The sequence below is a fragment of the Burkholderia sp. HAN2018 genome, assembly GCF_024704855.1.
GTDB lineage: Bacteria > Pseudomonadota > Gammaproteobacteria > Burkholderiales > Burkholderiaceae > Burkholderia > Burkholderia cepacia.
Genome location: NZ_QOBB01000323.1, coordinates 1 through 6,201 on the forward strand (window position 1 = coordinate 1; position 6,201 = coordinate 6,201).

5 protein-coding genes are annotated in these 6,201 nt (G+C 69.1%); 3 read left to right on the forward strand and 2 right to left on the reverse strand.

The annotated features are described in order from the left end of the window. Positions 1–46 precede the first annotated feature (46 nt). Genes DPV74_RS38055 through DPV74_RS38065 form a run of 3 tightly spaced genes read left to right on the forward strand, consistent with a single transcriptional unit; the run spans position 47 to position 3,336 of the window. A complete protein-coding gene (locus DPV74_RS38055; RefSeq protein WP_119339063.1) occupies positions 47–2,248 on the forward strand; it encodes an FUSC family protein in 2,202 nt (733 codons plus the stop codon). Beyond that, the gene (locus DPV74_RS38060; protein ID WP_011351756.1) at positions 2,245–2,448 is read left to right on the forward strand and encodes a DUF1656 domain-containing protein; all 204 of its coding nucleotides are present in this window, start codon (positions 2,245–2,247) and stop codon (positions 2,446–2,448) included. Before DPV74_RS38055 ends, DPV74_RS38060 begins: the two co-directional genes overlap by 4 nt. 12 nt (positions 2,449–2,460) lie before the next feature. After that, the gene (locus DPV74_RS38065) at positions 2,461–3,336 is read left to right on the forward strand and encodes an HlyD family secretion protein (protein WP_014897260.1); all 876 of its coding nucleotides are present in this window, start codon (positions 2,461–2,463) and stop codon (positions 3,334–3,336) included. A gap of 37 nt (positions 3,337–3,373) precedes the next feature. Here DPV74_RS38065 and DPV74_RS38070 read toward each other — a convergent pair whose 3' ends face one another. Continuing rightward, entirely contained in the window at positions 3,374–4,402 is a 1,029-nt protein-coding gene (locus DPV74_RS38070; protein WP_162923257.1) for an EpsG family protein, read from the reverse strand. 200 nt (positions 4,403–4,602) lie between these two features. After that, positions 4,603–6,201 (reverse strand): methyl-accepting chemotaxis protein (locus tag DPV74_RS38075; RefSeq protein WP_257943138.1); only part of this gene is annotated, 1,599 nt, incomplete at its 5' end.

Genomic DNA, 6,201 nt, shown 5'->3' on the forward strand with positions numbered 1-6,201 from the left:
CCGGTGCCGCCGGCGTGCCGGCCGCACGGTAACCCGGAGCGACGCCATGTCAGCCTCCTCCCCCCTCTCCCCGACCGCCGGCGGTCCGTTCGCGGCCGGGTATGCCGCGTTCGGCGACTGGGCCCGCACCGACGGCGCCGCGTGGCTCTACCTGTTCAAGGCACTGCTCGCGGCCTTCATCGCGCTCGGCGTGTCGATGCGGCTCGACCTGCCGGCGCCGAAAACGGCAATGACGACCGTCTTCATCGTGATGCAGCCGCAAAGCGGCGCCGTGCTCGCGAAAAGCTTCTATCGGGTCGCCGGCACGATCTTCGGGCTCATCGCGACGCTCACGTTCGTCGGGCTGTTCCCGCAGCAGCCGCAGCTGTTCCTGCTGGCGATCGCCCTGTGGATCGCGCTGTGCACCGCCGGCGCCGCGCGCAACCGCAACTTCCGCAGTTACGGCTTCCTGCTCGCCGGCTATACGACCGCGCTGATCGGCCTGCCCGCGTCGCAGCACCCGGATGGCGCATTCATGAGCGCGATGACGCGGGTCTCCGAAGTCATCATCGGGATCGTGTCGGCCGGCGTCGTCAGCGCGCTCGTGTTTCCTCGGTACACGGGCGAGCAGATGCGCACGACGGTGCGCAAGCGCTTCGGCAGCTTCGTCGACTACGTCGCGTCGGCGCTGTCGGGCCAGCTCGACCGCGCGCACATCGAGACCATCCATACGCGCTTCGTCGCCGACGTGGTCGGCTTCGAGGCCGCGCGCAGCATGGCCGTGTTCGAGGATCCGGACACGCGCATGCGCAGCGGTCGCCTCGCGCGGCTGAACAGCGAATTCATGAGCGCGTCGAGCCGCTTTCACGCGCTGCACCAGCTGATGAACCGGCTGCACGCGGCCGGCGCGCAGGCCGCGATCGATGCAATCGAGCCGTATTTCCGCGAGATCGCGCCGCTGCTCACGCGCAATGGCGAACCCGTGCGCACGTCGATCGACGCCGCGCACTCGGCCGAGCAACTGCTCGCATGGCGCGACGCGCTCCCGCGCCGTATCCGCGCGACACGCGCGGAACTCGAAACGCAGCCCGACTTCCCGCTGCTCGACTTCGATACCGCCGCCGAACTGCTGTACCGCTTCATCACCGACCTGCAGGAATACGCGGCGACCTATGCGTCGCTCGCGACCGCGACGCACGAGCGCGAACGCTGGATCGAACGCTACGAGCCGCGCACCAACAAAACGGCCGCCACGATCGCGGGGATCCGCACCGCGACGGTGATTCTCGCGCTCGGCTGGTTCTGGATCGAGACTGCGTGGCCGAGCGGCGTGATGCTGGTGCTGAACGCCGCGGCGACCTGCGCGCTCGCGTCGTCGGCGCCGCGCCCGACCGCGATGGCCGCGCAGATGGGGATGGGCACGGCGCTGGCCGTCTGCACCGGCTTCCTGCTGACGTTCGGCATCTACCCGCGGATCGACGGCTTCGTCCTGCTGTGCGCGGCGCTCGCGCCGTTGCTCGCGATCGGCATCTACATGTCGCTGAAGCCGAAGCTCGCCGGCTACGGCGCGGGCTATCTGATCTTCTTCTGCTTCCTCGCCGGCCCCGACAGCATCACGCACTACGATCCCACGAGCTTCATGAACGACGCGCTCGCGCTCCTGTTGTCGATGCTCGTCTCGGCGATCGCGTTCGCCGTGCTGTTCCCGCCGACCGCGCCGTGGCTCAAGAAACGCCTGTTCGCCGACCTGCGTCACCAGGCCGTCGCGGCCTGCCACGCGCGGCTCGCCGGACTGCGCACGCGCTTCGAGAGCGGCGCGCGCGACCTGATGTACCAGGCGCACACGCTGTCGGCCGACCAGCCTGACGTGCAGCGCGACGCGCTGCGCTGGATGTTCGCGGTGCTCGAAACCGGGAATGCGGCCATCGACCTGCGCCACGAGCTGGCAACGCTGCCGTCCGACCCGCGCTACGCGCCGACGACGCCGTGGCGCCGTGCGATCGAAACGATGCGCGCCGCGCTGTCGTCGCTGTTCGCGCGGCCGGACGCCGAACGTTTCGATGCAACGCTCGCCGCGGTGAACGATGCGATCGACGCGACCCGGCAGACGCTCGACGCATTCACGCCGACGCGCGAGGAACGCCACCGGCTGCAGCGCATCCTGAGCCATCTGCATTTCGTGCGCACGGCACTGCTCGATCCCGAATCGCCGCTCGCCGCGCTCAACCGCAACCGCCCCGTGCGTCCCCAACCAGGAGCCTCGTCATGATGCCGCGTGAAATCGCCATTCTCGATGCCTACATGCCCACGGTGGTGCTGATGTTCGTCCTCGGCGCGCTCGCGACCTGGGCCGTCGACCGCCTGCTCGCCTATACGGGCCTCTACCGTCTCGTCTGGCACCCGTCGCTGTTCCGGGCCTGCCTCCTCGTCTGCATTTGCGGCGGACTGAGTCTTGCCGTTTACCGTTGATTCCGAACCATCATGATTCTCAGAAAACTCTTCGGCTTCGTCGCGACCGCCGTCATTCTTCTCGTCGCGATCCTGATCGGGCGCTCGCTGTGGGTGCACTACATGGACGATCCGTGGACGCGCGACGGGCGCGTGCGCGCCGAGATCGTCAACGTCGCGCCGGACGTGTCGGGCGCGATCGTCGAACTGCCCGTGCATGACAACCAGCTCGTGAAAAAGGGAGACCTGATCATGCAGATCGACCCGTCGCACTACCAGATCGCGGTCGAGCAGGCGCAGGCGGCCGTCGCCGCCCGCCGCGCGGAACTGCAGATGCGCCGCGACGACGCGGCGCGCCGCGCGGATCTCGATGCGCTCGTCGTGTCGAAGGAAAACCGCGAGAACGCCGCGCACAGTGCCTCGAGCGCCGATGCGCAGTACCAGCAGGCGATCGCCGCGCTCGATGCCGCGAAGCTCAACCTCGAGCGCACGCGCGTCGTCGCGCCGGTCGACGGCTACATCACGAACCTGCAGACGTTCAAGGGCAACTATGCGGTGGCCGGCCAGGCGAAGCTCGCGATCGTCGACAGCCACTCGTTCTGGGTCTACGGCTACTTCGAGGAAACCAAGCTGCCGCGCGTGAAGATCGGCGCGCCGGCCGAAATGCGGCTGATGAGCGGCGGCGTGATGAAGGGCCACGTCGAAAGCATCTCGCGCGGCATCTACGATCGCGACAACCCGCAAAGCCGCGACCTCGTCGCGGACGTGAACCCGACCTTCAACTGGGTGCGCCTCGCGCAGCGCGTGCCGGTGCGCATCAGGATCGACGAAGTGCCGGCCGACGTGGTGCTGTCGGCGGGTACGACCTGCACGGTCATCATCGATCCGGACAAGCAGAAGAAGTCGTAAGCGCAACGCGCGCCGGGCGGCATCCCGCCCGGCGGCGTCACTCCCAGAAGAACCGGTAAGGCAGGAACGGCGACGGGCCGAGCCCCGCTTCGCCGATCATGTTGCGCAACCGCATCGCAAAGCCGATGGCGCCGATCGCGACGAGTGCGGCGATCACATACGGGCGCCGCACGTACGGCACGCGTTGCAGCGGCACGAACTGGCAGCCCATCGCGAACAGCACGAGCCACTGGAAGCGCAGCCCCGCATAGCTGACCCGCGCGAGCGCGAAACTCGCGATCTCGCAGGCGAACAGGAACACGAGCGTGCGCGGCATGCGGGCAAGCAGCGCCCAGCCGGCCGCGAGGGTCAGCAGCGCGAGCACGAGCGGTGCGCTGCCCGACATCTGTGCCGGCGGCGTGAATGCCGCATAGAGTCCGAACTTCGCCAGCAACGCGTCGTGGTGCATCGCGAACAGCACGCCGCCGATCGCGACCGCCAGCCCCGCATAACGCAGCAGGCGCAGCCGCCGCACCTGGAGCAGCACGACGAGCAGCACCGCCGACACGTGCATGCCGGCCGCCGCGGCCGCCAGCGCGATCGACGCGCCATGCCGCCTGCGCGCCCATTCGTCCGACGCGATCTTGGCCGCGCAGAACGCGAGGCCATAACGCAGCCCGCTCATCGCCATGTCGTAGAAGAACAACGGAAAGATCAGCGTGGCGAACACGCACGCATCCTCGGCCGTCCGCCCGAACGCGACGACACATGCGATGACGATCAGCAGCGACAGGATCGCCGTCACGATGCGCGGGTCGTGCCCGACCCATTCGAGCGCGCGCACGAGCCATACGAAGCCCGGCTCGAGCGTGCGCGGTACGACCTTCAGGTTGCCGCTCCAGATGCCGGCGATGATGTCCTGGTAAATCGTCGTGTCGGTGCCCGTCCGGCCACGCAGCACGGCGAACGTGGCGGCCGGTGCGATACCCGCCGCGAGCCACCGCCACGGCGGCATGCGCGTGCGCATGCCGAGCGCGGCGGAGACGAGGATGCACAGGTATCCGCTCAGATAAATCGTCGTTGTCATTGTTATGAATGACCCGCTCGGCGCAGTGCCGCACCGGTGTCGATGCGCGCGCCGCGGGTTCTGGTCCCCAGCTGTGTGGAAGCGCATTGTAGGGGATCGCGCGGCGCGTGACTGCCGGTTTTGTCACCCACCGGCGGATGAGCGGCGGATTGCGCGTGTCGCGGGTGGCCGGCCCGCGACCGCGCGGCGCTCGGGCCGCGTCAGGCCGCGATACGAAAGCGCCCGACCAGCGACTTCAAGGCCTGCGCCTGCTCGTCGAGCGCGTTCGCCGCGGCGGCCGCCTGCTCGACGAGTGCCGCGTTCTGCTGGGTGCCGGCGTCCATCTGCGTGACCGCGCGGCCGATCTCGTCGATCCCCGCGCTCTGCTCGTCCGATGCCGCGGAAATTTCGCCGATGATGTCGGTCACGCGCTTGACCGCGCGAACGACGTCGCCCATCGTGCGGCCCGCATCGTGCGCGAGCGCCGCACCGTTCGCGACTCGCTCGACCGACGCGCCGATCAGCGCTCGGATCTCCTTCGCCGCGGTCGCCGCGCGTTGCGCGAGCAGGCGGACTTCACCCGCGACCACCGAGAAGCCGCGCCCCTGCTCGCCCGCGCGTGCGGCCTCGACGGCTGCGTTCAACGCGAGAATGTTGGTCTGGAACGCGATCCCCTCGATCGTGCCGATGATGTCGCGGATGTTCTTCGCGCTGTCGTCGATCTCGCTCATCGTCGCGACGACGCGCCCGACGACTTCCCCGCCCGTCTCCGCAACGGCCGAAGCATTGGCCGCGAGCGCGCTCGCCTGCCGCGCGTTCTCGGCGTTCTGCCGTACGGTCGACGTGAGCTGCTCCATGCTGGCCGCGGTGCGCTCGAGCGCAACGGCCTGCTGCTCGGTGCGCCTCGACAGATCGAGATTGCCGGTGGAAATCTCGCCCGACGCGGCCGCGATCGCCTCGGCGCTGACGGCGATCTCGCCGACGGTCGCCGCAAGCCCCGTCTGCATCTCGGCCAGCGCACGCACCATGCTGTCGCGGTCGTGCCGGCCCAGCGTGATCGGTCGCGTCAGGTCGCCGCGCGCGATGTCCGCGGCAATCGCCTTCGCATGCGCGGGCTCGCCGCCGAGCTGCGACGCGAGACGGCGCACGACGCGCTCCGCGATGACGATCGCGAGCACGATCAGCGCAACCGTCATCGCCGCGATCATCGCGAACGACGACGAGAAGATGGTGGCGGACGCATCGAGCGTCGCCTTCGACTTCGCACCGCGTGTCTTCACGAGTTCGGCGACCAGTTTTTCGAGCTTGCCGGTTTCGACCAGCAGCGACACGTCCTGCGTGCCGACCTGCCAGCTCATCTGCGACAGGTCGAGCGGCTGTGCCTGCACGAGCGCGACGAAATCGCGCAGATGCGCGCTCCACGCGCCGACCGCCGTCGAGAATGCGCGCAGCCGCGCCGAATCGTCGACGTCGGCCGGATCCGCATAGCGCTGCAGCGTGCCGAGCGCCTGGCCGATCGACGCGAGCCCGGCGCCCACGTCTGCGCCCAGCTCGTTGCGTTCCTTCGCGGTGGTCGCGGTCAGCAGCATCTTCTGGGCACGGCTCGCACGCAGCACTTCGGCCCGAACCTCCTCGGCCGCGCGGCTCGCGACGTGACCCTGCTCGTAGACGGACGCGATCGACGCATTCAGCCGGCTGATCTGCCAGAGCGAAAACATGCCGATCGCCAGCGTGCCGGCGAGCAGGATCGCGAATGCGGCGCGCAACGTCGCCTTGACGGTCCACGGCCGGCGCTCGCGACGCGCCGCCCGCGGGCGCCG

Coding starts and splice junctions, on each gene's coding strand:
- DPV74_RS38055 (WP_119339063.1), top strand. CDS start 47: ATGTCAGCCTCCTCCCCCCTCTCCCCGACCGCCGGCGGTCCGTTCGCG.
- DPV74_RS38060 (WP_011351756.1), top strand. CDS start 2,245: ATGATGCCGCGTGAAATCGCCATTCTCGATGCCTACATGCCCACGGTG.
- DPV74_RS38065 (WP_014897260.1), top strand. CDS start 2,461: ATGATTCTCAGAAAACTCTTCGGCTTCGTCGCGACCGCCGTCATTCTT.
- DPV74_RS38070 (WP_162923257.1), bottom strand. CDS start 4,402: ATGACAACGACGATTTATCTGAGCGGATACCTGTGCATCCTCGTCTCC.